Origin of the sequence: Burkholderia sp. EMB26 (assembly GCF_024730645.1) — a bacterium.
In the GTDB taxonomy this organism is placed as follows: domain Bacteria; phylum Pseudomonadota; class Gammaproteobacteria; order Burkholderiales; family Burkholderiaceae; genus Burkholderia; species Burkholderia cenocepacia.
Genome location: NZ_CP078071.1, coordinates 2255989 through 2281309, shown reverse-complemented (window position 1 = coordinate 2281309; position 25321 = coordinate 2255989). Strand labels below are relative to the sequence as shown.

General features: G+C 67.3%; 14 protein-coding genes. 7 read left to right on the top strand and 7 right to left on the bottom strand.

Annotated elements, in window-relative coordinates:
- Positions 1-39: 39 nt before the first annotated feature.
- On the bottom strand, positions 40-10101 hold the full coding sequence (locus KU887_RS26965) for a YadA-like family protein (RefSeq protein ID WP_258256098.1): 10062 nt from the start codon (positions 10099-10101) through the stop codon (positions 40-42).
- A gap of 453 nt (positions 10102-10554) precedes the next feature.
- Here KU887_RS26965 and KU887_RS26960 point away from each other — a divergent pair, with 453 nt between their 5' ends.
- The 5 genes from KU887_RS26960 to KU887_RS26940 all read left to right on the top strand — a co-directional run bounded on the left by KU887_RS26960 (position 10555) and on the right by KU887_RS26940 (position 15623).
- The gene (locus KU887_RS26960) at positions 10555-13536 is read left to right on the top strand and encodes a sensor histidine kinase (protein WP_258256097.1); all 2982 of its coding nucleotides are present in this window, start codon (positions 10555-10557) and stop codon (positions 13534-13536) included.
- A 275-nt stretch (positions 13537-13811) separates the two neighbouring features.
- The gene (locus tag KU887_RS26955) at positions 13812-14207 is read left to right on the top strand and encodes a type I toxin-antitoxin system SymE family toxin (protein ID WP_258256094.1); all 396 of its coding nucleotides are present in this window, start codon (positions 13812-13814) and stop codon (positions 14205-14207) included.
- Positions 14207-14527: a helix-turn-helix domain-containing protein gene (locus tag KU887_RS26950; protein WP_258256093.1), complete on the top strand. Its 321-nt coding sequence runs from the start codon at positions 14207-14209 to the stop codon at positions 14525-14527. The genes KU887_RS26955 and KU887_RS26950 overlap by 1 nt, the downstream gene beginning before the upstream one ends.
- 413 nt (positions 14528-14940) lie before the next feature.
- On the top strand, positions 14941-15303 hold the full coding sequence (locus KU887_RS26945; protein ID WP_006494467.1) for a type II toxin-antitoxin system RelE/ParE family toxin: 363 nt from the start codon (positions 14941-14943) through the stop codon (positions 15301-15303).
- Positions 15303-15623 (top strand): helix-turn-helix domain-containing protein, encoded by a 321-nt coding sequence (locus tag KU887_RS26940; protein WP_043204562.1) that lies wholly within the window; start codon positions 15303-15305, stop codon positions 15621-15623. Before KU887_RS26945 ends, KU887_RS26940 begins: the two co-directional genes overlap by 1 nt.
- Before the next feature lie 98 nt (positions 15624-15721).
- On the opposite strand, the gene KU887_RS26935 is transcribed toward KU887_RS26940, so the two are convergent.
- The 3 genes from KU887_RS26935 to KU887_RS26925 form a co-directional block, all read right to left on the bottom strand.
- Entirely contained in the window at positions 15722-16564 is an 843-nt protein-coding gene (locus KU887_RS26935; protein WP_258256092.1) for a peptidyl-prolyl cis-trans isomerase, read from the bottom strand.
- A 534-nt stretch (positions 16565-17098) separates the two neighbouring features.
- Positions 17099-17863: a glycosyltransferase family 25 protein gene (locus KU887_RS26930; RefSeq protein WP_258256090.1), complete on the bottom strand. Its 765-nt coding sequence runs from the start codon at positions 17861-17863 to the stop codon at positions 17099-17101.
- A 38-nt stretch (positions 17864-17901) separates the two neighbouring features.
- A complete protein-coding gene (locus KU887_RS26925; RefSeq protein WP_006494471.1) occupies positions 17902-18216 on the bottom strand; it encodes a hypothetical protein in 315 nt (104 codons plus the stop codon).
- A gap of 346 nt (positions 18217-18562) precedes the next feature.
- Here KU887_RS26925 and KU887_RS26920 point away from each other — a divergent pair, with 346 nt between their 5' ends.
- Together KU887_RS26920 and KU887_RS26915 are read left to right on the top strand one after the other, a co-directional pair.
- Entirely contained in the window at positions 18563-20137 is a 1575-nt protein-coding gene (locus KU887_RS26920; RefSeq protein ID WP_258256089.1) for a hypothetical protein, read from the top strand.
- A 26-nt stretch (positions 20138-20163) separates the two neighbouring features.
- Complete coding sequence (locus tag KU887_RS26915) at positions 20164-21018, top strand: hypothetical protein (protein WP_258256088.1); 855 nt, start codon at positions 20164-20166, stop codon at positions 21016-21018.
- 30 nt (positions 21019-21048) lie between these two features.
- On the opposite strand, the gene KU887_RS26910 is transcribed toward KU887_RS26915, so the two are convergent.
- From KU887_RS26910 to KU887_RS26900, 3 genes are read right to left on the bottom strand one after another with little or no spacing between them, the layout of a single operon-like run.
- Positions 21049-22632, bottom strand: a complete 1584-nt coding sequence (locus KU887_RS26910; protein ID WP_258256087.1) for a DHA2 family efflux MFS transporter permease subunit — start codon at positions 22630-22632, stop codon at positions 21049-21051.
- Positions 22629-23753, bottom strand: coding sequence for an HlyD family secretion protein (locus KU887_RS26905; RefSeq protein WP_258256081.1), 1125 nt, complete (start codon positions 23751-23753; stop codon positions 22629-22631). Before KU887_RS26905 ends, KU887_RS26910 begins: the two co-directional genes overlap by 4 nt.
- 59 nt (positions 23754-23812) lie before the next feature.
- Positions 23813-25306, bottom strand: a complete 1494-nt coding sequence (locus KU887_RS26900) for an efflux transporter outer membrane subunit (protein WP_258256080.1) — start codon at positions 25304-25306, stop codon at positions 23813-23815.
- Positions 25307-25321 lie beyond the last annotated feature (15 nt).

Sequence of the window (25321 nt, the reverse complement as noted above, 5' to 3'; positions counted from 1 at the left end):
TCGCCCGCTCGGGCGGGGCGCGAAGCCCCGCCCGTCGGCTTACCACTGATACGAAGCGCCCACGCCGACGGTGTTGCCGCCGCTCGACATGCCCACGCCGGCCTTCATCTTCAGGTTCTGCGTGATGCGGGCCTCGCCGCCGAACGCCACCGCCTGATAGCCCTTGTAGGTCGCGCCGCCGATACCGAACGACACCGTCTTGCCCGGATCGACGCCCGGGATCATCGTCAGCGCGGTGGCCGCGGCGATACCGGAGTACGCGTTGCGCGACAGCTCGTTCATCTGGCCCTGGACCCCGCCCAGCGCGCGATCGAGCTGACCCTTCGTCGCGACGTCGGTTGCGTTCACACCGTCCGACACGTTCGAGATCGTGCGCGTCCGGTCGATGGAGCCGACCGACACGGTGTCGTCGCTGTACGCGGTCGAGCCGGCGCCCAGCGCGACCGAGTTCGAACCCGACGCATTCGCGCCCTGACCGATCGCGACCGACTGGTTGCCCGACGCATTCGACCCGGAGCCGATCGCCGTTGCGCCTTCGGCCGAACTCTTCGACCCGGAGCCGACGGCCACGCCGTTGTTGTGCGACACGCCCGCGTTCGACCCGATCACCGTGCCGTTGCTTGCGCCCGTGCCGATCGTCGCGCCCGAACCCGCGGCCGTGTTGCCCGTGCCGTTGCCCGCGTTCGCCTTCGTCGTGCCGTCCGTGCCCACGTCGGTACCGGCGAAGTAGTCGTTGCCGGCGCCGCCGTCGCCCGGAGGATTGCCCGTGCCCGGGTTCCGCTCCAGTTCGCCGACCCGGTCATCGAGGCCGCCGATCTTGTCGTTCAGTTCGCTCAACTGCCCGAAGTTCACCGCGTCATACCGGCTCGAACCGTCCGCGACGTTGGTCAGGCGCACCGGTGCCGCGCCCGACCCGCCGAGGGTCACCGAGCCGTAGTTCGGCGTGCCGTCCTTGTTCAGGTCGTAACGCACCGCGAGCGAATCGGTCGCGCCGTACTTGGCCGCGGCCTGGACTGCTTCGGCCACGGTCTTGTACTTGCTGCCGTTCACTTCGATCGACGTATCCGCGAGCTTGCCGTCCGCATCGACCGTCGTCCCGCCGCCGATCACGTCCGCCACGCTCTGCGCGGTGCCGTGCAGTTGCGCACCGTTGATCGCATCGCGGCTCGTCGCGCTCACAGCACCCGCACCCACGCCGGTCAGCACGCGGTCGCCCGCCGTGCCCGTGAAGTTCACGGACGTGCCGTCCGTGTCCTTCGCGACCGTGATCTCGCGCGTGTCCGCGTCCTGCTGGACGAGGCCGATCGAGCCGTGGACGAGGCTGCTCGAGATGTTCTCGATCGCGTCGCCGACGTTGTTGTACGTCTTGTCGTTGACGGTGTACGTCGGGTTCGTCACGTTGCCGTTCGCGTCGACCGTCGCGCCGCCGCCCAGGGCGTCGGCCACGCTCTTCGACGCGCCGTACAGCTGCGAGCCGTTCACCGCGTCCATGCTGGTCGCGTTCACCGCGCCGGCCTTGACGTTCGACAGCGTCGTGCCGTTCGCGCCCTTCAGCGTGATCTGGTCGAAGTTCGCCGAACCGTCCGCATGCTTGTCGTACGTCACGGCGAGCGACGTCAGGCCCGTACCCGGGTTAGACGAATCGATCGGCGCAACCAGGCCCGCGTCCTGCAACTGGCCCACGTTGATCGCGTCGTGACGATCCACGCCGTCCGCGACGTTCTTCAGCGCCACCGGAGTCGTCGCGCCCGCACCGCCCAGCGTCACCGAACCGAGGTTCGGCGTGCCGTCCGCATTACGGTCGTACGTCACCGCCGCGATCGACTGGCCCGTCACCGGGTCGACCAGACCCGAATCGGCCAGCTGCTTGTTGATCACGGTGATGTTCTGCGTGTTCGTCGTCGTACGGCCGTCGAGGTTCGACAGTGCGTCGCCCACGTTGTTGTACGACTTCGACTGCGATGCATCCGCCGGGTCCGCCAGCGAGTACGTCGGGTTCGTCACCTTGCCGTCCGCGCCCACGGTCGCGCCGCCGCCCAGCGAATCGGCCACGCTCTGCGCGGTGCCGTGCAGCTGTGCACCGTTGATCGCGTCCGTGCTCGTGGCCGTGACCGCGCCCGCCTTCACGTTCGTGATCGTCGTGCCGTCCGCGCCCTTCAGCGTGACCGTGTCCTTCGCGGCGCCGTCGTAGGCGACGGCGAGCGACGTCAGGCCCGCACCCGGGTTCGTCGGGTCGACCGGCGCAACCAGGCCTGCGTCCTGCAGCTGGCCCAGGTTGATCGCGTCGTGACGCTCCGTGCCGTCCGCAACGTTCTTCAGTGCGACCGGCGTCGTCGCGCCCGCGCCGCCCAGCGTCACGGTGTCCTTGGCCGCGCCGTCGTACGTCACCGCCATCGACGTCAGGTTGCCCTTGCCGTCGTCGCCCACCAGGCCCGCGCCCTTCAGCTGGCCGAGGTTCAGCGCATCGTCGTCGTCCGTCGCGTCGGCCACGTTCTTCAGTTGCGTCGGGCCGGCGCCGTTACCCAGCGTCACCGAACCGTAGTTCGGCGTGCCGTCCGCGTTGCGGTCGTACGTGACCGCCGCGATCGCCTTGCCGTCGTCGCCGATCAGGCCAGAACCCTTCAGCTGGCTCACGTTCACCGCGTCCATGTCGGCCACGCCGGCCTTCACGTTCGACAGCGTCGTACCGTCCACGCCCTTCAGCGTGACCGTGTCCTTCGCGACACCGTCGTACGCGACGGCGAGCGACGTCAGGCCCGCACCCGGGTTCGCCGGATCGACCGGCGCGACCAGGCCCGCGTCCTGCAACTGGCCCACGTTGATCGCGTCGTGACGCTCCACGCCGTCCGCGACGTTCTTCAACGCCACCGGAGCCGTCGCGCCCGCACCGCCCAGCGTCACCGAACCGAGGTTCGGCGTGCCGTCCGCATTGCGGTCGTACGTCACCGCCGCGATCGACTGGCCCGTCACCGGGTCGACCAGACCCGAATCGGCCAGCTGCTTGTTGATCACGGTGATGTTCTGCGTGTTCGTCGTCGTACGGCCGTCGAGGTTCGACAGTGCGTCGCCCACGTTGTTGTACGACTTCGACTGCGACGCATCCGCCGGATCGGCCAGCGAGTACGTCGGGTTCGTCACCTTGCCGTCCGCGCCCACCGTCGCGCCGCCGCCCAGCGAATCGGCCACGCTTTGCGCCGTGCCGTGCAGCTGCGCACCGTTGATCGCGTCCGTGCTCGTGGCCGTGACCGCGCCCGCCTTCACGTTCGTGATCGTCGTGCCGTCCGCGCCGCCTTGCAGCGTGACACGAGCCTTGGTGTCGTCGTCATAGCCGACGGCCAGCGGGTTGCCCGGACCGCCCGAGTTGTCCGCGACGTACTGCTTCAACTGGTTGTAGTTGATCGCGTCATGGTCGTCCGTCGCATCCGCGACGTTCTTGATCTGCGTCGGACCCGCGCCATTGCCCAGCGTCACCGAGCCGTAGTTCGGCGTGCCGTCCGCGAGACGGTCGTACGTGACCGCGGCGATCGCCTTGCCGTCGTCGCCGATCAGGCCCGAGCCCTTCAGCTGGCTCACGTTCACCGCGTCCATGTCAGCCACGCCGGCCTTCACGTTCGCAAGCGTCGTGCCGTTCGTGCCCTTCAGCGTCACGCTGTCCTTCGCATTGCCGTCGTACACCACGGCCAGCGATTCGCCCGTGACCGGGTCGATCACGCCGCCATCCTTCAGCGAGTCTTCCAGATCGCCGACACGCGTGTTCGTCGCGAACAGCTGCGAACCGTTCACGGCGTCCTTGCTCGTCGCCGACAGTTCGCCATCCTTGACGTTGTGGATCGCCACCGGCGTGGTCGCGCCCGTGCCGCCCAGCGTGATGCTGTCCTTCGCCGCGCCGTCGTACGTGACCGCCAGCGACGTGAGGTTGCCCGTGCCGTCGTCGCCCACCAGGCCCGCGTCCTTCAGCTGGCCGAGGTTCAGCGCATCGCCGTCGTCCGTCGCGTCCGCGACGTTCTTCAGCTGCGTCGGGCCTGCGCCGTTACCCAGCGTCACCGAACCGTAGTTCGGCGTGCCGTCCGCGTTACGGTCGTACGTGACCGCGGCAATCGCCTTGCCGTCGTCGCCGATCAGGCCCGAGCCCTTCAGCTGCGAAACGTTCACCGCGTCCATGTCGGCCACGCCGGCCTTCACGTTCGCAAGCGTCGTGCCGTCCGCGCCGGCCAGCGTCACCTTGTCCTTCGCCGCGCCGTCGTACGTCACCGCCATCGACGTCAGGTTGCCCGCGCCGTCGTCGCCCACCAGGCCCGCGTCCTTCAGCTGGCCGAGGTTCAGCGCATCGTGGTCGTCCTTCGCGTCCGCGACGTTCTTCAACGCCACCGGAGTCGTCGCGCCCGCGCCGCCCAGCGTCACCGAACCGAGGTTCGGCGTGCCGTCCGCGTTGCGGTCGTACGTCACCGCGGTGATCGACTGGCCGGTCACCGGATCGACCAGACCCGAATCGGCCAGCTGCTTGTTGATCACGGTGATGTTTTGCGTGTTCGTCGTCGTACGGCCATCGAGGTTCGACAGCGCGTCGCCCACGTTGTTGTACGACTTCGACTGCGATGCATCCGCCGGATCGGCCAGCGAGTACGTCGGGCTCGTCACCGTGCCGTCCGCGCCCACTGCCGCACCGCCGCCGAGCGCGTCGGTCACGCCCTTCAACTGGCTGACGTTGACCGCATCGGTCGCCTGCGTGCCTGCCGCGACGTTGACGACCTGGCGTTCGGCACCCGCACGACCGACGGACACCGAGTTCGCACGATTCGAGAACGCGTTCGCGCCGAGCGCGACGCTGTTGGCCGCGCCCGCGGTCGTGTTCGCGCCGAGCGCCATCGCGCCTTCGACGCCGCGTGCGACGTTCGCACCGGTACCCATCGCGATCGCGTTGGTCGAGCCGGCCCGCACGTTCGCGGCGTTACCGACCGCGATCGAGCCGTCGCCGATCGCCTGCGCGCCGTTGTTGCCGACTGCCAGCGCGTATTCGCCGTTCGCCTGTGCGTTCGCACCCAGCGCGACGGCCTGCGTGCCGTTCGTCTGGACGTTCGAACCCATGGCGACCGAGTAGTCCTGGCCGGCGCCGGTCTGCGCGAAGCTACCGATCGCGACCGAGTTGTTCGAACCCGCGCCGCTTTGCAGGCCGACGGCCACCGCATTGGCGCCGCTTGCCGCCGTCGACGAGCCGATCGCGGCCGCCGTTGCCGTAGCCGGATCCGCGCCGTTCAGCGAAGCGACGTTGTTGCCCTGCAGGCCTTCGATCGCGACGAGCGGGTCGCTGACGTCCATCGTCTGCATCGAGCGCGAGCTCACCTCGTCGATGGCAGCCTTCGTCTTCTTGTCGATCTCCGACGAGAAGCTGTCGATCGCCTGTTGCGTCTTCGAGCTCACCGACGTCGACAGGTCGTTCAGCGCCGCATACAGCTGGCCGCCGTTGACCGCGTCCGTGCTCTGGAATGCGACGTCGCCGTCCGCCACGTTGACGATCTTGCGTTCGCGGCCCACGTCGCCGACCGACACGACGTTGTTCTGGTTCGCGACCGAGTTGTAGCCGATCGCGACCGAACCGTTGCCGGTCACGCGCGCACCGCTGCCGAGCGCCAGCGAGTTCGCGCTGGTCGCCCGTGCGTCGGAACCGATGGCGACCGCGAGCGCGCCGCTGGCGACAGCCGGCGTGCCCGTGACCGGGTCGGCATTGACCTTGACGAAGCGCAGGTTGCCGCCGGACATCTCGTCGCGGAGATCCGACAGGCCCGTGTTCAGTTGCTTGACGTTGACTGCGTCGAGGTCGTCGACGCCCGTCGCGACGTTCTTGATCTGCGTCGGGCCTGCACCGTTGCCGAGCGTCACCGTGCCGTAGTTCGGCGTGCCGTCCGCGTTACGGTCGTACGTGACCGCGGCGATCGACTTGCCGTCGTCGCCGATCAGGCCGGAATCCTTCAGCTGGCTCACGTTCACCGCGTCCATGTCCGCCACGCCGGCCTTCACGTTCGACAGCGTCGTGCCGTCCGCGCCCTTCAGCGTCACGGTGTCCTTGGCGTTGCCGTCGTACACCACGGCCAGCGATTCGCCCGTGACCGGGTCGATCACGCCGCCATCCTTCAGCGAGTCCTTCAGGTCGCTCAGGTTCTGGTTCGTCGCGAACAGCTGCGAACCGTTCACGGCGTCCTTGCTCGTCGCCGACAGTTCGCCATCCTTGACGTTGTGGATCGCCACCGGCGTGGTCGCGCCAACGCCGCCCAGCGTCACGCTGTCCTTCGCCGCGCCGTCGTACGTGACCGCCATCGACGTCAGGTTGCCCGCGCCGTCGTCGCCCACCAGGCCCGCGTCTTTCAGCTGGCCGAGATTCAGTGCGTCGTGATCGTCCGTCGCATCCGCGACGTTCTTCAGCGCGACCGGCGTCGTTGCACCCGCGCCGCCCAGCGTCACCGAACCCATGTTCGGCGTGCCGTCCGCGTTACGGTCGTACGTGACCGCGGCGATCGACTTGCCGTCGTCTCCGATCAGGCCCGAATCCTTCAACTGGCCTACGTTCACCGCATCCATGTTCGCGACGCCCGCCTTTACGTTCGACAGCGTCGTGCCGTCCGCGCCGGCCAGCGTCACCTTGTCGCGTGCCGCGCCGTCGTACGTCACCGCCATCGACGTCAGGTTGCCCTTGCCGTCGTCGCCCACCAGGCCCGCGTCCTTCAGCTGGCCGAGGTTCAGTGCGTCGTGATCGTCCGTTGCGTCCGCGACGTTCTTGATCTGCGTCGGACCTGCGCCGTTACCCAGCGTCACCGTGCCGTAGTTCGGCGTGCCGTCCGCGTTACGGTCGTACGTCACCGCGGCGATCGACTTGCCGTCGTCGCCGATCAGGCCCGAACCCTTCAGTTGCGAAACGTTCACCGCATCCATGTCCGCCACACCGGCCTTCACGTTCGACAGCGTCGTGCCGTCCGCACCGGCCAGCGTCACCTTGTCGCGTGCCGTGCCGTCGTACGTGACCGCCAGCGACGTCAGGTTGCCCGAGCCATCGTCGCCCACCAAGCCCGCATCCTTCAGCTGGCCGAGGTTCAGTGCGTCGTGATCGTCCGTTGCGTCCGCGACGTTCTTGATCTGCGTCGGACCTGCGCCGTTACCCAGCGTCACCGTGCCGTAGTTCGGCGTGCCGTCCGCGTTACGGTCGTACGTCACCGCGGCGATCGACTTGCCGTCGTCGCCGATCAGGCCCGAACCCTTCAGTTGCGAAACGTTCACCGCATCCATGTCCGCCACACCGGCCTTCACGTTCGACAGCGTCGTGCCGTCCGCACCGGCCAGCGTCACCTTGTCGCGTGCCGTGCCGTCGTACGTGACCGCCAGCGACGTCAGGTTGCCCGAGCCATCGTCGCCCACCAAGCCCGCATCCTTCAGCTGGCCGAGGTTCAGTGCGTCGTGATCGTCCGTTGCGTCCGCGACGTTCTTGATCTGCGTCGGACCTGCGCCGTTACCCAGCGTCACCGTGCCGTAGTTCGGCGTGCCGTCCGCGTTACGGTCGTACGTCACCGCGGCGATCGACTTGCCGTCGTCGCCGATCAGGCCCGAACCCTTCAGTTGCGAAACGTTCACCGCATCCATGTCCGCCACACCGGCCTTCACGTTCGACAGCGTCGTGCCGCCCGCGCCCTTCAGCGTGACCTTGTCCTGCGTCGCACTGTCATAGGTAACAGCGTTCGGATCGCTGCCGCCGTTCGCGGCCAGCGCATCGAGCGCGTCGCCGACGTTGTGGTAGTCGGTTCCGGCCACCTTGTAGGTCGGCTGCGTGACGTTGCCACTCCCGTCGACCGCTGCCCCGCCGCCAAGTGCCTTGGTCACGCCGGACAATTGGCCGACGTTGACTGCGTCCGTGGCTTGCGTGCCGGCAGACACATTCGTGATCTGACGCGTAAAGCCGGTTCCGTCGGTGGCATCGCTGCCCACCGACACGGCATTGCCGCGATTCGCCACGCTGTTTGCGCCCAACGCGACGCTATTCCCGCCGGTGGCCAACGCCTGAACACCCAGAGCAGTTGCGCCGTCCGCAGTTCCGCGAGCCAGCGCACCCACTGCCACGCCACGCACTGAATATGCGGTATTGCCGATCACAGTCGAATTGGACCCGGCGTTGCTCGCGTTGGCACCGATCCCGACCGAACCACCACCACCAATCGCGGCGCTATCACCGATAGCGATCGTATTCGTGGCGCCACCGACGCCACCATTGGTTGCACGAGCATTGGCGCCGATGGCGATCGCACCGGAATTGCCGGCCAGCGCCGCCGGGCCCGTGCTATTGACCTTGAAGTAGGTGTCGTCGACCTTCGTCGACAGCGCCGTGTTCATCTGGCCGAGGTTCACGGCGTCCGTATTCTGCGTGCCGGCGGCCACGTTGGTGATTTGCCGACGCAGCGTCGACGAGCCGACCGATACGCTGTTGTTGCGGTCCGTCGCCGACATGGCACCAAGCGCCACCGAATCGGTATGGGATGCCACAGCGTTGACACCCAGTGCAACGCCATGCGAGCCGCTTGCGTTCGCACCATTGCCGACCGCGACGGCGGCGCCGCCCGCACTGCTTGCCTGGAAGCCGAGCGCCGTGCTGTTGTCCCCGTTGGCCCGTGCACTATTGCCGAACGCCGTCGCGTACGATCCGGACGCGCTCGTATTCGTGCCGATGGCAACGGAGCCCGATCCTGCTTGCGCGGCGGCCGTGCCGTTGCGCGTATCGATCTTGATGTACGTGTTGTCGACCTTCGTCGACAACGCGGTATTCATCTGGCCGAGGTTCACCGCATCCGTATTCTGCGTACCGGCAGCCACGTTGACGATCTGTCGTTGCAACGACGTCGACCCGACCGACACCGCATTGTTGCGATCGCCAACCGAGTTCGCGCCGAGCGCAACCGAATTCGTCCCACTGGCCAGCGCCCCGCGACCGAGTGCGGTCGCGGTCGCGCCCGTCGCACTCGCGCGCTCGCCCAACGCAACGCTCGATGCCGACGTCGCATTCGCGAGCACGCCGATCGCAACGGCGTTCGTGGTTGCATTGGCGGAATAGCCGATTGCGGAGCCGTAGGTTCCGCTGGTGCTCGCGCCGCGACCGACCGCGATGGCATTCGCACCCACCGCGCTCGCCGTCGTGCCGAGCGCCGTGGCGCCGTCGGCGCCCGCATAGGCGCTATAGCCGACGGAAGTCGCATTGGTCGACGCGGCCGCCGCGGCTCGACCCATGGCCGTCGAGTTATTACCGGTTGCCCGCGCGCCTACGCCAACCGCGACGGTCTCGGCGCCCGTCGCGTTCGCGAGCGTACCGAGCGCTACCGCATTCTGTCCGGTCGCAACGGTATTCCCGCCGAGCGCCACGGCCGAAAAGCCGCCGGCATTCGCGTTCGCGCCGATCGCGGTCGCACCGTTCCCGCCGCGCGCCGCCGTCGCAGCGGCATACGTGCCCGTATTGGTCACCACGTACGGGTTCGCCGTCCCGGCGGCCGCGATCGCCGCGTTCAGCTGATTGACGTTAACGGCATCCGTCCCGGCCGTACCGGCGGCCAGGTTGTTGATGCGGTGATTCGTCATGTTGACGTTGTTGTCGAAGTCAGCCGGTCCGACGATGTGGACGCCCGACCCGCCAAGCAGCACAAGGTGACCGTTCTTGCTCCCGCTGATGCCCGCTTCCGTCGCAGCACTCGGCTGCCCCACGCCGCCACCCGCTCCATTGCTGTGGTTGTACAGCTGGAACGCGATATCACGGTTCTGGCTGATACGGCTCGGATTCGCTACACACCCGCCGGTCAGCCGCGTTCCCGTCGCGCCTCCCGAGCCGAAGCTCTGGCCGTACACCGGACCGCTCGTCGGTCCGCAAAGCACCAGCGAACCGTTACCGTTCGCCGCCTGCGCATTCGCGTCGAGCGACATCGCACCGCCACCCACGCCGGTCATGACCGCGACTGCGGCCGTCACCGACGACTTCATCGTCGTATTCGACTTCGATTTCGTACGCATCCGCGCGGTTTCGGCCGCCGCCGTCCATGTACCCGTCGTCGCGTTCCAGACGGTGCGATAACTCTTGTTCATGTTGATTGCCTCTGTAGAGAAAAAGGGAGAAGGACGCTCCTCGTCCACAGATGCCAATGTATTGATCGCCTGTCATTTCGATAATCAGACGGCTGGACGTGCGACGACTTATTTCGTAGGCCCAGTCCTAACATGACGTTGCTTGACAATCGGCCGTGCCAGACACGGCACGACACGCCGTTCGCTTGAACGATTCCGTTTGACACGAGCGCGCGGCAAGCCTTATATACGCACCGCGCCGCCGATTGCTTGAATAGGACTGGTCCTATCCATCGCGCGCGAGTGTTTCGGACTGCCCTACATACAGACCCGCCCGCTATCCCGATAATTTTCCCGTTCCCCGAGCCGGCCGCGCATCGCGCCGCCGTCGTGCGGCTCGCGGATATCGTCCGCGTTCCGGCATCGCCGTAGCGCGTCTCCCGATTTGCGCATTGATTCACCGGTCTTCGTCTCATGCCCATCCGCCATCTCTTCGCGTCCCATACGGACGCCAGCGCGCCGTTCGCGTCGATCGACGACGATGCGCACGACCTGAGCCTGCTGAACCGGTATCAGCGCTTCACGCTGTACGGCGGCGCGGTCGTGCTGTCGCTCGTGATCCTGATCGCGGCCGGCATCCTGCTGGTCGGGTCGGTGCGCGACTACATCGCCGAGCGCCGCGACCTGTTCGCGACACACAAGGCGCTCGTGCAACTGGAAATGGACGCGAAACAGGCGTCGATGCGCCGCGCGGTGATCAACGCCGAGCTGTTGTGGAACGGCCATCCGCCGCATGCGCGCGAAGCCTCCGATGCACTGAGAAAAGACGGGCACGTGCTGCTCGCCCCGATGCCCGGCGTGAGCGAGATCTTCGTGGCCGCATCGCCGAAGGCGCTCGCCGACCACGAAACCGATCGATACGTGCAGTTGATGGAGCGCCAGACGATTTCCGTCGCGGCTGCCGAGCGGCAGACCGGCCGCGCAGTGCGCGGCTATGCGTACAGCCCCGACCGCAACGTGATCGCGATCACCCCGCCGCCGTCGATGCCGTATCCCGACCTGCTCGCGCGCATCGGCGTGCGCGACACGCATGCGTTGATCCAGCACCTCGCATTCGACGTGGCCGACTGGTCCGATCCGGCCGTCGCGCGCTACTGGCGCCTGTCGCGCCGGATCGCGTGGCAGGCGCCGTCGATCGATCCGCTGACCGGCAAGACGGTCTTCCGTCTCGTCGAGCCCGCCTTCGACGGTCAGCAGCATTTCATGACCTTCGTGAGCGACTTCGACGTCGACGTGATCGCCGATCGCATGAAGCACGCGCCGGCCGATGCGGTCGCGATGCTGATCGACGAAAACGGCCGCGTGCTGCTCGATGTCGACCGCACCGGCGACGCGGAGGACGGCGCCGCGCTGATGAAGCACGCGCTGGCCGAAGGCACGTGGCGGCGCGGTCTCGCGCATTTCGACGAAAGCTACCGTCACGGTGTGTTCACGATCAGCGACCGGATTTCCGACACCGGCTACGCGATCGTCTATGCGTACTCGTGGCGCACGATCGCCTTTGCGATCTGGTCGACGATGCTGCGCGAGTTCGGTACGACCGCGACGATCCTCATCGTGCTGTGGACGCTCGTGATCGCGTTCGACCTGCAGGTGTTCGCGCCGCTGTTCCGCCGCTCGCGCCGCGTGTTCGAAAGCGAGCGGATGAGCCGCACGATCGTCGCGACCGCGCCGTTCGGCATCGGCCTCGTATCGCCCGACACGCGACAGGTGCTGCTGCGCAACCGGATGCTCGAACTGTACGAACGCGAGGCCGGCGATCCGCCGCTGCACGAGCGGCTGCTGGCGCGCTACCGCGAACACGCGGACGCGTCGCCCGTCCAGCTCGACGTCGAACTGCCGGTGATGCTCGGCGACGGCCGCGCGCGCGACCTGCTCGTCAATTTCGTACGCGTACGCTACAAGGGCAAGGACGCGCTGCTGTGCAGCTTCTCCGACATCACGACGCGCGCCGACGCCGAACGCGCGCTCGACAGCGCGAACCGCGCGAAGTCGACGTTCCTCGCGACGATCAGCCACGAGATCCGCACGCCGCTGAACGCGATGCTCGGCAATCTCGAACTGCTCGACAAGGCGCCCGACCCGAGCCGGCAGAAACCACGCCTGCATGCGGTCACGTCGGCCGCGCGGATGCTGCTCGACATGCTGAACAACGTGCTCGACATGACGAAGATCGAAGCCGACCGGATGACGCTCGAAGCGACCGGCTTCCGGATCGACGAGCTGATGCGCGACGTCGCGGACCTGTTCGAGCCGGTGGCCGGCGCGAAGGGCATCGCATTGCGCATCGACGTCGATCCTGCGGTCGCGCACACGTACCTCGGCGACCCGATGCGCGTGCGGCAGATCGTCGTGAACCTGGTCAGCAACGCGATCAAGTTCACCGACCGCGGCGCGGTCGCGTTGTCGGTGTCGGCGCCGTCGGGCGACGCGACGCCCGTGACGATCCGCGTCAGCGATTCGGGCATCGGCATGACGGCCGATCAGCTGGCGCACGTGTTCGAGCCGTTCGCGCAGGCCGACGAATCGATCGCGCGCCGCTTCGGCGGCACCGGCATCGGCCTCGCGCTCAGCTACAAGCTCGCGGAATCGATGGGCGGGCGTATCGACGCGAACAGCGTGCCGGGCGTGGGTTCGACGTTCGTCGTCACGTTGCCGCTGCCGCTCGACCGCCAGCCGGGCGCCGCCCAGGCGCTTTCAAGCGACGACGCGCCGGACGTGCGCGTGCTGTTCGTCGACGACAATCCGGTCAACCGTTCGCTCGTCCACGATCAGCTGGACGTACTCGGCTATCAGGCCGATATCGCGTCGAACGTCGCCGACGCGCTCGACCTCGTGGACCGCCACGACTACGCGGTCGTGCTCACCGACCTCAACATGCCGGGCCTCGACGGCTACGCGTTCGCCCGCGTGCTGCGCGAGCGCGGCCGCGTGCAGCCGATCCTGGCGGTCACCGCGCATGCCGAACCGGACGAGTTGCGGCTGGCGTGGGAAGCGGGTATCGACGAGATCGTCACGAAGCCGACGTCGCTGAAATCGCTCGAGCAGGCGATCGCGAAGTACGCGGGGACGTGGCGGCGGCCGACGTATCCGCCCGTACCCGCGCGCGCCCCCGGCCCGTTGCCGAAAGACCTGCACACGGTGCTCGTCGATGCGACGCGACGCTCGAGCACGACCATTGCGCGGGCGTTGCAGGACGGCGATCTGAAGGTTGCGCGTTCGGAGATTCACAGCATGCGCGGTGCGTTCGCGATGATCGGCGAGCGGGAGATTTCAGGGCTCTGCGCGTCGATGGAAGCGCTGGCGCTGGCCGGGGATGCGGCGGCGTTCGCGCGGGAGTTCGAGCGCTATCGACAGAGCGCGAACGAGATCCTGATGCGGCGTGCGGCAGGCTGATCGAATCGTCGACTGAAACGATTTCTGACACATCGGGAATGAATCGACGACGCAGTCAGCCGACGCGATCGCGCCGGATTCTTTATGCAGCAAGCGTCGATGCATAGGCCGGATGGCCAACATCGATAAATTCGTACGTGACCGATCCATGACGCCGGATGTTCTCGGCTACAGTGGTTGCACGTTTTCGCCAGGGTTCTCAGGCCGCTTCGACATGCGATGCATGTGAGGAAGCGGTACTCGAAATCCGTTGCGTAAACGAGCGCGGCCCGCAGGTGAAACAGCACCTGCGGGCCGCTGACCACAACCAACTCCACACCGGAGAGTTAATCATGGCTGGCGCGAATCATAACGCACCGACGTATTTCCGCGATCGTTTTGTCTCCCCTCGTTCGTCTCTTCAATCCCGCCGTATCGTTCCGCACATCCGGCTCGCCGACATGGCGGCGCCTGTTATGCATCTGTGGATGAAATTGTCCGGCCGCTGGATCGAAGCAGCAGGCTTCGATCCCGAGCAGCGCCTGCGAATCGAGGTGTCCCACCGGCGGCTGGTGATCACGCCGATCGACGATGCGGATTGCGATCCTGGCGGGAAAGCAGGATTCCCCGATATCGATCCGGCGGCGATGCGACAGCAGCTGCGACTTTCGGTAACGACGGAGGAAGCGTAATGAACCACGATGCCTCGACCCCCTACACCGACGACGTGCCGGACGATTTCGACTACTACGACGTCGGTGAACTGGCGGCCAAGTCCGTACTCGTACTGAAACTCAACGCATTGATGGCGTCGCGCGGCCTGACCGAAGAAGAGGCTGCGGCGCTCACCGAAATGGCGCGGCCGGTCGTCACCCCCGAGCAGCGCGAGCGGCTCCGGAACGTGACGCTGGATCAACTGATGCTGACGCTGGCGTCGTTCGGCCAGCATGTGGAGATCGTGGTGAAGCCGGCGGGGGAATTCGGGCCGGCGGGAATTACGGTTTCGGTCTGACGGCCTGCGACGCAGGCTTAAAGAAGTGTGTGGCGGCCGGAAGCGCCTCGGCGCTCGCATGAGGCAGCGTTAGGAGTAGGTGCTATCAAACACATAGCATGACGACGGCCGGGCCCAACGGCCGCCGCCGAAGCGGCTCCGGCGCCACACTCGATCAATTTAACGTGAACAATCGTTACAACCAATCGGACCAGGCTGATTCTGTCATCCCCGTCGAAGCGTCGCCTGACCAACCGAACGCAACTGGCTTGATGTTCATAGGAGCGCAGCCGAACCCGTCACTTCACGTGCCCCGGGGCATCGCGCCGATCGCACTGACCTCCGCTTTCACCTTGTTTTGAACCGTCGCGCTGAAAGCCATGCTGCCGCGTTAGATTCAGTTCTTGCAGAATATACCTGAACGGATATAATCAATGGAGCAGAAACGAAAGCCGCTGTACTGGGAAGGCACTTCGAAGAAGGACTTCAAGACCTTCCCCATTGGCGTTCAGAAGGATATGGGCGTGGCGCTTTTTATCGTCCAGTCCGGCTGCACACCAGACTCGGCCAAACCTTGGAAAGGGTTGGTGTCCGGTGTGTACGAACTGGTTGACGACCACCGCGGCGATACCTTCCGAGTGGTTTATGTCGTACAAGTGGGCGACGCCGTGCATGTGCTCCATGCATTTCAGAAGAAGTCCCGTACCGGCATTGCCACGCCGCAGCCCGATGTGGAACTGATCAGGAAGCGGTTAAAAACTGTGCTCGCCCGTCATGGGCGATCAGGAGATCAATGATGAATCGCAAACCACACCCTCGCGGCACAGACAACGTGCTTGTCGACCTCGGTTTCGACGATGCTCCGGAACTGACCGCCAAAGCCGCACTCGCGCTCAAACTCAACGATCTGATCGACAAGCGAGGCCTGAGTCAAATCGAAACAGCAGCAATCACGGGTATGACGCAGCCGAAGGTGTCACAGATCCGCCGTTACAAGCTGCAGAACATTTCGCTCGTGCGGTTGATGGAGGCGCTGGTGTCACTGGACCAACATGTGGAAATCGTCGTTCAACCTGCACGGCGCACGCGTTTGGCGGGTATCACGGTCGTCGGGTAACAGTCGATGACTATTCGGCCATGCACCGAAATGAATCGGCCCGCGCTCGCTCCGAGCGACGGGTCGATTTCATCATGCGAGCCTGAAACGAAAGCCACTTACTGCTGAATCGTCGCCTGCCCGGCCAGCTTGTCCACCAGCGCCGTCATCGCACGCTGCTGCGCTTGCGCTTCGAGTTGCTGACGCAGCACGTTCTTCGCCGCCTCGAAGGTCGGCACGACCGTCGCGCGCTTCTCGTCGAGTTTCACGATCGCGAACGCATTGCCCACCCGAATCGGGCCCGCGACGGCACCCGGCTGCAGCGACGTAATCGCCTGCGCGAGCGGCAACGGCAAACCACCCGTCTTCCCTTCCGCCACCGGCGTACGCAACTCGACCCACTGCGCGACACCGCCGTTCGGCGTCGTGTTGTACTTCTTCGCCACCGCGTCGAACGCCGCGCCCTGCTTCAGCTCCGCGACCAGCGCGTTCACTTCGGCCGGATCGGCCACGGCGATCACGTCCGCGCGATATTCGAACTGCGCGGCGTTCGCGACGACGTCGTCGTAACGCGCCTTCACCTGCGCATCGGTCACCGCTTGCGGGTGCAGGTTGTCACGCAGATAGAGATCCGTCGCCGCGACCGTGCGCGCACGCATCACGACGCGGTTCACTTCGGGGCGGCTGCCGTAGTTGGCCGTTTCCGCCGCCTGCTCGACCAGTTGCCGGGCGATCAGCTCGCGCCTGGCCTGCTCGCGCAGTGCCGGCGTATCGGCCTGACCCCATTGATGGATCAGGACGTCCACGTCGCTGCGCGCGATGGGGGTGTCGTTGACGACCGCTTCGACGCCCGACGGCAGCGGCGTTTCGGTTTTCGTGCCTGCGGCGCGCGCGACGGGGGCGCCGCAGGCGCACGCGAGTGCGATCAGGGTGGAAACAATGGAAATGTGATGCTTCTTCATGACGATTCCTTCATCGATGGAGGGAGGTGCCGCACGCGAGGGCGGCCGTGAGGAGATGCGGCAGCTTCACCGCGGGCAGCCGACCGGGTCGGTGCCAGACAGGCCGCGCGCGCAATCGCGTCGCGGCCGGACCTGAAGCGCGAACCGGTCGAGCCGGCCGCGCGTTGCCGTGCAGGGTCACCGCCGTCGGCGAGACACGGGTGACCGACGGAGGGAAAGACAGAGATGAATGCCCTGCGCTCGCATGAGGCAGCGTTCTCCCAACCTGCGACCCGAATGGTGCAGACGCGACCGAGCCCACCGGTCGCCGCAAGGCATTCATGTGTGTCCGTCCGGTTTGGCCGATGCCGAGGACATCGTTCGCTTCGGTCACGCGCGGAGAAAAATACGCCGCCCGACGAACGGGCAGCGCGTCCAACGAAGCGTGGCTTCGGATACGAGGTATCTGGCGCGTACCATGCAGCCGCCCGACCTTCGCATTGTCGAAGCGCATACCGCGTCCGCACAATCGGTCTGGTCCTATTCCGCACGACGTCATCGTTGAATCGTCGACGTCTCGCACGCGTTCATCGTCACGGCGAGCGGCGGAAATGCGGCGACGCTGCGCATCGCGCCATAGCACTTGTTCATCGCGACGTCGATCCCGTAGTTCGGCAGCGTGCGGCCGAGCCCGTGCGAGAACAGCGTCTCCGGTTGCAGCGGAAAGCACTGGTCGAGCAGGAAGCGCGCACCGGCCGGCGAGATCGTGTACGCGCAGATCCCGTAGAACTCGAGCAGGTCCATCACGAGCACCGGGCCGCGGTCGGTACGAAAATCGTCGACGGCCTGCGCGAGCGCCGCTTCGTCGAAACGCATCGTCACCGGCGTGCGGCTGTTGAAGATCGCACCGCGCAGGATCGAATCGAAGTTGTAGCCCCACGCGACGAAGTCGTAACGGCCGGCATGCGCGGCAAGAAACTGCATCGCCGTCTCGTCGAAGTCCGGGCGGAAGATCGCGTCGTCCTCGACGATCGTGACCAGTTCGTTGCCCGCGGCGATGTCGGTCCACAGGCGATGCGTGGTCATCGCGATGCCGATCGCGCCGCGCGTGTACGGCAGCGCTGGCGCGAACAGGCCGCTTCGTGCGATATCGTCGTCCGACAGCGCCCGGCCGTCGACTGCGTCGACGAATTCGAATGCGAGCGCCGGATGGTTCGCACGAAACGTCTCGCGGCGGCCACGCTCGCCGCGCAGCGAAATCACGCGAAGCGTCTTGCAGACGGTCGGCGCATCGATCGCAGGAACACTTGCGGAAGCCATGGCCGCGTCGGTTCGGTCGGTAACGGGCATCGACATCGTCACCACCCCGTCACGATCGAAATGCCGAACACGATGCCGACGACGATACCGATCGTCCGCCCCTGCAGCATCGGCTTCAATGCCGCCGGCTCGTAGAACGGATCGACCACATCCTTGCGGTTGCGCCATGCGGTAACGAGCGGCGGCACGAGCAGCAGCATCGCCATCAGCAATGCGGTCGCCATCGTCACGACCATGCCGCTCGACGACCAGCGCGTGCCGAACTCGACCGCCACATGGACCATCCCGACCGTGGCCGCGCTCGCGACCATTCCGATCACCGTGCCTTTCACCAGAAAATCCGCTGCGCTCATCGTCAGTACTCCCTGTCTGATAGTTGCCGAACGACGTCGGCCGGAATACTGCGTATTACAAAGATCGCCGGGCGCGATCTCTATCAGACGGGTCTTATTGGCGAACGCCGAACTCCAAAATAGGACTGGGACTACAAACGTGACGAAGCACGCGTTCGGCTCCCGTCGTATCGCACAGTGCGATCGATTCGGACTGGTCTTATTCAGTTGCCGGATGCGGATCCATACAGTGGATGTCAAGCCGGCGCCACGCTGCTTGTACCCCACACACAAGCCGCCGGCGCCCCACGACAAACCCGCCACCGGCCGCTGCCTCGACAGGCGGCCGGCCCTCCGGAGCCCCGACATGCAGATCACGCCCCACGACACGCCCACGCTCGACCACACCGACGACACGATGCTCGCCACGCTGGCCGAAGCCGCCTCGCCCGATATCGACGACGACGCCGTGGCCACCGCCACGCAAACGCTGATCGATCGCGGTGAAGCCGAACGCGCCGCCCGACTGGCCGCCGCGCATTGGGACCTGCGCCCGGATTCGCCGGCAGCGGCGTTCAACTGCGGCTACGCGATGCAGATGGCGGGACGTCACGCGGATGCGATCGCGCCCTATCGCCGCACGCTCGAACTCGCGCCCGCGTGGCCGTCGCTGAAGAACAATCTCGCGCTCGCGATCCGCCTCACGGGCGGCGATCCCGAGGTGGAATTCGCGCTGATCGAAGGCGCGCTCGACGACAACCCGGGCGACGCACGCGCGTGGACCAATGCGGTCATCACGCGCATCGACCGTTTCGATCTCGACGGCGCACTGCGCGCGGCCACCCGCGCGGTCACGCTGGCGCCCGACAGCGCGCTGGCCGTCAACAACGCGGCGACGGCCATGAAGGAAGCGCAATGGTGGGGCCAGGCCGAACGGCACGCGCAACGCGCCGTCGAACTCGCGCCGCACGACCCCACCTATCGCCACAACCTGTCGCTGCTCCAGCTTGCGCGCGGCGATTTCGCGGCGGGCTGGGCCAACTACGAAGCGCGCTGGGAGGGCTCGGCCGAGCTGCGCGGCAACCGGCCGGCGTTTGCCGGCCCGCGCTGGCGCGGCGAGTCGCTGAAAGGCAAGACGCTGCTCCTGTGGGGCGAACAGGGCCTCGGCGACGCGCTGCAGTTCTGCCGCTACGTGCCGCTGCTCGCGGAACGCGTGCATCGCGAAGGCGGCCGAATCGTATGGAATGCGTTTCCGGTGATGGGCGACCTGTTCGGGCGCAGCCTGGCGCGGCACGTCGACGTGTTCGACACCAGCACGCGCATCGAGGACCTGCCCGCGTTCGACGTCGAGCTGCCGCTGATGAGCATTCCGGGCATGCTCGGCCTCGACGGCGACGCGCTCGCCGCGACGGCGCCATACCTCCACGCCGATGCGGCCGCCACCGACGCGTGGCGCACGGCGCTCGCGGGCGAACGGCGGCTGAAGGTCGGTCTCGCGTGGACAGGCAGTCTCTCGCACCAGCGCAACCGCTTTCGCCGCGTGGGCCTTGAGCGTTATGCCGAAGCATTCGGCCACCTGCAGCAGAACGTCGCGTTCTACTCGCTGCAACCGGGCGCGCAGCACGACATCGAAGCCGCCCGCTCGGCAGGCTTCGTCGTGAGCGACTGCACACGCGACTGGCGAACGATCGACGACACCGCCGCCTTCGTCGGCGCGCTCGATCTCGTGATCACCGTCTGCACGTCGGCCGCGCACCTGAGCGGCGCGCTCGGCCAGCACACGTGGGTACTGCTCGACGCGAACCCGCACTGGGTCTGGCAGCACGATCGCCGCGACAGCCCGTTCTACCCGAGTGCGTCGTTGTATCGGCAGAAGACGTTCGCGGACTGGCAGCCGGTCATGGACGCCGTCGCCGCCGATCTTCGCCACCTGGCCGGCTGACGGTCGCCCCCGACAGGAGATTCGTGATGGACTACAACCTCTGCATCGTCCGCCCGCGCGGCTACGTGCACGCCGGCGCCTTCACCGAACTCGCCGAAGTGATCGCGTACGGGCTCGAGGATCTCGGCCACGCGGTTCACTTCAACGAGAACAGCATGATGTCCGACGCACGGAACATCCTGATCGGCTGCCATCTCGCCGATCCGCGCGTGACCGAGCACGTGCCGGACGACACGATCGTCGTCAACACCGAGCAGCTGCATGTCGACGAGCAAGCGTGGAACCAGAACATCTATCGCTGGGCGTCGCGATACGAAACCTGGGATTACAGCGCACGCAACCTCGCGAAACTGCGCGGCCTCGGCATCGGGCATGCGCGCTATCTGAAGCTTGGCTTCCATCCGAAGCTGCGGCGCATTCCGGATGACGTCGAGCAGGATATCGACGTGCTGTTCTACGGTACGATCGGCCCGCGCCGCGCGGCGATCCTCGATGCGTTGCAGGCGCGCGGGCTGAACGTCGGAATCGTCAGCGGCGGCATCTACGGCGCCGAACGCGACGCCTTCATCGCGCGGGCGAAGGTCGTGCTGAACCTGCATCACTACGCGTCGCATATTTTTGAAGTCGTGCGCGCGTTCTATCTGATGACGAACGGCAAGGCGATCGTCGGCGAGGTGTCGCCGACGACGTCGGTCGATCCCGATTACGCCACCGGTTTCCGCGCGGCGCCGTATGACGGACTGGTGGATGCCTGCGTCCAGCTGGTGCACGATACCGCGCAGCGCCGCCGGCTCGAAGCGGCCGCGCTGGATACGATCGGACGGATACCGCAGGCGAAGTCGCTCGCGCCGCTGCTGTCGTGGGAGCCGGTGGCGGCATGACGGTGCGGCGGCGAGGCGACCACGCCGCCGTTACGCCTTCTTCTTCCCCCTCAACACGAACGCCGCCGCCGTACACCCGATCATCGCGATTCCCGCGATCAGGAACGTATCGCTGTACGCCATCAGCAGCGCCTCGCGCATCACCCGCTGGTTCACGAGCCCGAGCGCCATCTCCTGCACGCCGGAGATCGATCCGCCGGGCAGCACGTCCGCGCGCGGCGCATGCACGCGGGAAAGCAGCCGCGCAAGCATCGCCATCCGTTCCTGGAACGCTTCGGAGAACGGCGTGACCGTCTCGCCGATACGCATCGCATGCAGCTTCTGCCGCTCGACGACGATCTGGCTCATCACCGCGATGCCGATCGCGCCGCCGACGTTGCGGACCATGTTGAACACGCCTGACGCGGAGCCGAGCTGCGCCTTCTCGATCCCGTCGACGGCCATCACGGCCAGCGCGATCACGACGAACGACTGCCCGATCCCGCGCACGATCAGCGACGGTACGATCACGTTCGATGCCGCATCGGCGTCGAGGTGGATGTTCATCAGGCAGCCGGCCGCGACCAGCACGAAGCCGAGCACGATCGTCGTACGCGGGCTGGTGCGGCGCATCAGCGGCGGCGTCAGGAACGACATCGCGAACTGCACGAGCCCGTACGGAATCATCGCGAGGCCGATGTCGCGCGCGCTGTAGCCGTGCAGCTCGGCAAAGTAGTTCGGCACGAGGAACACCACGCCGAACACCACCGCGCCGAATAGGAACTGCATCAGGCTCGCGATCCCGAAGTTGTACTGGCCGAGCAGCCGCAGATTGATGAACGGCTCCTTGCGCCGCAGCTCGATCGCGACGAACGCGGCCAGCCCGAGCGCCGCGACGATCGACAGCTCGACGATCAGGTCCGACGCGAACCAGTCCTTGCGCCCGCCTTCCTCCAGCACGATCTGCAGCGCGCTCAGGCCGACCGCCATCGTCGCGATGCCGAACCAGTCGGCCCGCCTGAGCATCCCGAGCTGCACCGGCACGGGCTTGATCGCCCAGCCGATCGCCGCGACCAGCGCGATCGCCGGTGGAATCTGCAGATAGAAGATCCAGCGCCACGAATACATGTCCGTCAGCCACCCGCCGACCGACGGCCCCGCCGCCTGCGCGACGTTGTTCGCGATCGCGAACAGCGCCATCCCGAGCGGATGTTTCGACGGCGGCAATTCGGTGACGATCAGCTGGAACGACAGCGGGATCAGCACGCCGCCGAACGCGCCCTGCAGCGCCCGCGCGATGATCATCGTCGAGATGCTCGGCGCGACCGAGCACGCGAGCGAGAACGCGAGAAAACCGCTCGCGCCGACCAGCAGCACGCGTCGCGCGGAAAACACCTGCACGAGCCAGCCGGTGAGCGGAATCACGACGATCTCGGCGACCAGGTACGCGGTGGTGATCCACGAGCCTTCCTCGAAGCTCGCGCCGAGCGAGCCGCGGATGTCGGGCAGCGACGCATTGGTCACGTGCACGTTCATGCCGGCCATGAAGCAGCCGAACACGCCGCCGAGCACGGCGACCCACGCGCGCAGCGAAACGGTGTCTTCGTGCGCGGCCTGCGCGGTCGTCGTGCTCACGTGCCGGCCCCCTGCGTGCCGCGCGTGTCGACGCGCGCGATCACCGACATCCCGGGCCGCAGCACGACGCCGGCCGGCGGCGCATCGACGCGGATCTTCACCGGGATGCGCTGCACGATCTTCGTGAAGTTGCCGGTCGCGTTGTCGGGCGGCAGCAGCGCGAACTGTGCGCCCGAGCCCGGCGCGAGGCCGATCACGCGGCCGTGCAGCGTATGGCCCGAATAGGTGTCGACGTCGATCTGGACGGGCTGGCCGTCGTGCATCGCGCCCAACTGCGTTTCCTTGAAGTTCGCCACCACGTACACGTCGCTCAGCGGCACCACCGCGAGCAGCGGCATCCCGACTTCGACGTACTGGCCGGCCCGCACCGCGCGCTGGCCGACGCTGCCGTCGCGCGTCGCCCGGATCACCGTGTGGTCGAGATCGAGCTGCGCGAGCGCCAGCTTCGCCTGGGCGGCTGCAAGCCGGGCGCGCGCCTGCGCGGTCGCGGCCGTGCTCTGTTCACGCCGGCGCTGCAGCACGGTCTGCTGGTCGGTCTGCACCCGCACGGCCGCGCCGGCGCGGGTCAGTTCGGCGCGCGCCTTCAATGCGTCCGCGTGGGCCTGCTCCCAGCGCTGTCCGCTCGCGGCGGATTCGGCCAGCAGTTGCTTGTAGCGCGTCGCATCGGCGTCGCGCCGCGCGGCTTCGGCGCGCGCGGCGGCCGCATCGGCGTCGGCCTGCGCGATCTGGCTGCGCTGCTGGCCGATCTGCGCGTCAAGCGTCGCGGCCGCCGCCTGCTCGGCCTGCAGCGTCGCGTCGGCCGCCGCGACGGCGGCCTGCGCATCGTCGACCTTCGCGCGATAGTCGCGGTCGTCGAGCCGCACGAGCACGTCGCCGCGCTTCACCGGCTGGTTGTCGTCGACGGCGACCTGCGTGACGTAACCCGACACGCGGGAGCTGACGGTCACGACGTCGGCGCGGACATACGCGTCGTCGGTGCTTTCGATGAAACGGCCGACGGTCCACCAGTGCCAGCCGAACACGGCGAGCGCGATGACGGCGAGCACGACGCCCGCGGCGATCAGTTGGCGCCGGGAGAACCGGGCGGTTTTGGCTTTTTCGGGTACGGCAGTCGTGCTCATGATCGGAATGATGAGTTGGCGTGCAAGAGAACGGACAGGGACGCGGCGAACGCGGCCGGCTACGGTTGCCAGCCGCCTCCGAGCGCCTTGAACACGGCGACCTGGTCGAGCGAGACCTGCTGCGTCGACTCGGCCAGCGCCGAATCGACCGCGACGAGGCTGCGCTGCGCGTCGAGCACGCCGAGGAAATCGAGTGCGCCGGCTTCGTAGTTCAGCTCGGCGAGACGATAGGCGCGCGCATGCTCGGCGCGGGCGGTTTCGAGCGCGGCGCGGCGGCGCCACGCGGCGCCGTAGCGAGCCAGCGCCTGTTCGGTTTCCTTCAGCGCGCGCAGCACCTGCGCATCGAATTGCGCACGGGCGAGCGTGTCGTCGGCGCGGGCCTGCGCGAGCCGCGCGCGGCTCGCTGCCATGTTCGGAAAGCGCCACGTGATCAGCGGGCCAACGCCCCACGCGATCGCGTACTTGTCGCCGAGCGTCGACGGATCGCCGCCGGTCGACAGCCAGTTCACCGAGCCGCCGAGCGAAATCGACGGATACAGTTCCGCCGTCGCCACGCCGATCCGCGCATTCGCGGCGGCCAGCTGGCGCTCGCTCTCGCGCAGGTCGGGGCGGCGGCGCAGCAGCGACGCGCCGTCGCCGACCGGGAACGGCCGTGCCAGCACGGGCGCGGTACGGCAATGCGCGGCGGCGTCGGGCAGCGCGCCGGGCGCGCGCCCGGTCAGCACCGCGAGTTCGTACAGCGCCGCGCGCCGCGAGCCGACGAGCGCCGGCAGGTCGGCGCGCGTGTCGTCGGCGAACGCGCGCGAACGCGCCACTTCGAGGTCGGACACGAGCCCGTGCGCGCGCTGCTTCGCCGTCAGCGCGGCCAGCCGGTCCGCGATACCGACCGACTGCTCGGCCACGTCGATCCGCTCGCCGTATGCGCACACCTGCGCATACGCGGCCGTCGTCTCGGCGGCCACCACGACGCGCATCGCATCGGATGCGGCCTGCACCGCATCCGCGTCCGCCCGCGCGGCGTCGACCAGATGGCGCACGCGGCCCCACAGATCGACTTCCCACGACAGCGAGAACGACGGCGCGAAACCCCAGCGCGTACGGGCTTCGGTGCCCTTGGCCGCCGCGACGATCTGGTCGGGCGCGTGCTTGCCGTAGTCGACGCCGAAGCCGGCCGTCGTGTCGGGCAGCCGCGCGGCGCCGGCCTCGTCGAACACGGCGCGCGCGCGCTCGACCCGCGCCACGGCCGCCGCAAGATCGCGGTTCTGCGCGAGCGCATCGCGCACGAGGCCGTCGAGCACCGGATCGTCGTAGAGGCGCCACCAGCGTTGCGGCGGTTCGCCGGCGGCCACGGCCGGCACGTCGGCCACCGCGTCGAACGGCCCGGTGCGCGTTGCGTCGGACACCGGCGGCCGATACGGCTCGCCGACCGAACACGCGGCCAGCGCGGCCGACGCCAGCAGCACGGCCGCACAGGTGGCGCGCCGCACGCGCGGCAAGCGTGTCTCGACGGCGGGAGAAACGAGCGAAGCGGACGGAATGGACGGAACGCGCATCGGGTGGCAGTGGCA

Coding starts and splice junctions, on each gene's coding strand:
- KU887_RS26965 (WP_258256098.1), bottom strand. CDS start 10,101: ATGAACAAGAGTTATCGCACCGTCTGGAACGCGACGACGGGTACATGG.
- KU887_RS26960 (WP_258256097.1), top strand. CDS start 10,555: ATGCCCATCCGCCATCTCTTCGCGTCCCATACGGACGCCAGCGCGCCG.
- KU887_RS26950 (WP_258256093.1), top strand. CDS start 14,207: ATGAACCACGATGCCTCGACCCCCTACACCGACGACGTGCCGGACGAT.
- KU887_RS26945 (WP_006494467.1), top strand. CDS start 14,941: ATGGAGCAGAAACGAAAGCCGCTGTACTGGGAAGGCACTTCGAAGAAG.
- KU887_RS26940 (WP_043204562.1), top strand. CDS start 15,303: ATGAATCGCAAACCACACCCTCGCGGCACAGACAACGTGCTTGTCGAC.
- KU887_RS26935 (WP_258256092.1), bottom strand. CDS start 16,564: ATGAAGAAGCATCACATTTCCATTGTTTCCACCCTGATCGCACTCGCG.
- KU887_RS26930 (WP_258256090.1), bottom strand. CDS start 17,863: ATGGCTTCCGCAAGTGTTCCTGCGATCGATGCGCCGACCGTCTGCAAG.
- KU887_RS26925 (WP_006494471.1), bottom strand. CDS start 18,216: ATGAGCGCAGCGGATTTTCTGGTGAAAGGCACGGTGATCGGAATGGTC.
- KU887_RS26920 (WP_258256089.1), top strand. CDS start 18,563: ATGCAGATCACGCCCCACGACACGCCCACGCTCGACCACACCGACGAC.
- KU887_RS26915 (WP_258256088.1), top strand. CDS start 20,164: ATGGACTACAACCTCTGCATCGTCCGCCCGCGCGGCTACGTGCACGCC.
- KU887_RS26905 (WP_258256081.1), bottom strand. CDS start 23,753: ATGAGCACGACTGCCGTACCCGAAAAAGCCAAAACCGCCCGGTTCTCC.
- KU887_RS26900 (WP_258256080.1), bottom strand. CDS start 25,306: ATGCGCGTTCCGTCCATTCCGTCCGCTTCGCTCGTTTCTCCCGCCGTC.